The sequence below is a fragment of the Streptomyces sp. NPDC029674 genome (assembly GCF_044903205.1).
Taxonomy (GTDB): Bacteria; Actinomycetota; Actinomycetes; order Streptomycetales; family Streptomycetaceae; genus Streptomyces.
The window spans coordinates 1-1,302 of sequence record NZ_JBJDPY010000065.1; the positions used below are offsets into that span (position 1 = coordinate 1).

General features: G+C 73.3%; 1 protein-coding gene and 1 pseudogene. Both read left to right on the forward strand.

Annotated features, from left to right (window positions below; all coding sequences use genetic code 11):
* Positions 1-280 (forward strand): annotated as a pseudogene (locus ACI2L3_RS40380) (hypothetical protein); the annotation flags it as partial.
* 259 nt (positions 281-539) lie between these two features.
* Positions 540-1,302, forward strand: a 763-nt coding sequence (locus tag ACI2L3_RS40385) for an aminotransferase class III-fold pyridoxal phosphate-dependent enzyme (RefSeq protein WP_404757455.1), incomplete at its 3' end; no start/stop codon positions are given.

The following is a 1,302-nucleotide window of genomic DNA, read 5'->3' on the forward strand; positions in this document are numbered from 1 at the left end:
GCTGCCGCTGGCCTCCACCCTCGACGACACCGTGGGCCTGTCCCGCGCCGACCGCGAGGCCGCCGCCACGCGGTCCGCGCTCGCGGACGAGCAGGCGCGGGCCGAGGCGGAGGCGGGCGCCGCCGTCGTCGACGGGGCGGATTCCGCGGGTCAGGGGGACGACGACGCCCGCCACCCCGGCTGGGACGTCGCCCTGGCCTGGCTCAAGGCGGCCGACTCGGAGCTCGTGCAGGCGTTCGTGGGGGTGGCGCGCGGGCGAAGGGGCGCCAGCTCGCGCTGAGGGCGGGCGCCCGGACGTCGGGGCACGATCGGGGGCGAGGTCATCAGCCGGACGCGCCGGGACGTGCCCCGGCGGGCCTGCCTATGCTCGGGATGACCCGCATCACACTCAAGGAGCGCGCATGTCCGAGCATTAGCAGCACGTCGGCCGCCGGGACCCCCGGATCAGCGACGAGGCCATCGAGCGGGGCCGCCGCGCCCACGATCTCGACCGCGCGCACGTGTTCCACTCGTGGAGCGCGCAGCGCGATCTGAATCCGATGACCATCCTCGACGCCGAGGGGTCGTGGGTGTGGGACGGCGAGGGTCGGCCCATGGTCGACTTCAGCGGGCAGCTCGTCTTCACGAACGTCGGCCACCGCCACCCGAAGATCGTGGCCGCGATCCGCGAACAGGCCGAGACGCTCGCCACCGTGGCCCCGCAGCACGTCAACGACGCCCGGTCCGAGGCAGCCCGGCTGATCACCGAGCGGCTGCCGGAGTCCATCAACCACGTGTTCTTCACGAACGCGGGCGCGGAGGCCAACGAGCACGCGGTGCGGATGGCACGCCTGCACACGGGTCGGCACAAGGTGCTCTCCGCGTACCTCTCGTACCACGGCGCCACGCGCCTGACCGCGAACCTGACCGGCTCCCTGCGACGCGTGGGCTCGGACTCGGCGTCCGACGGCGTCGTGCACTTCCAGCCCGCGTACACGTACCGCTCCGCGTTCGGCTCGGAGAGCGATGAGCAGGAGGCCGAGCGCGCGCTGGCCCACCTGCGCGACGTGATCGAGCTCGAGGGTCCCTCCACCGTGGCCGCCGTGGTCCTCGAGGCCGTCCCCGGCACCGCGGGCATCTTCCTGCCGCCGCCGGGCTACATGGCCGGCGTCGGGGAGCTGTGCCGCGAGCACGGGATCCTGCTGATCATCGACGAGGTCATGGTCGGCTTCGGCCGCGTGGGCGAGTGGTTCGGCCACCAGCTCACGGGCGTCACCCCGGACATCGTCACGTTCGCCAAGGGGGTCAACTCCGGGTACGTGC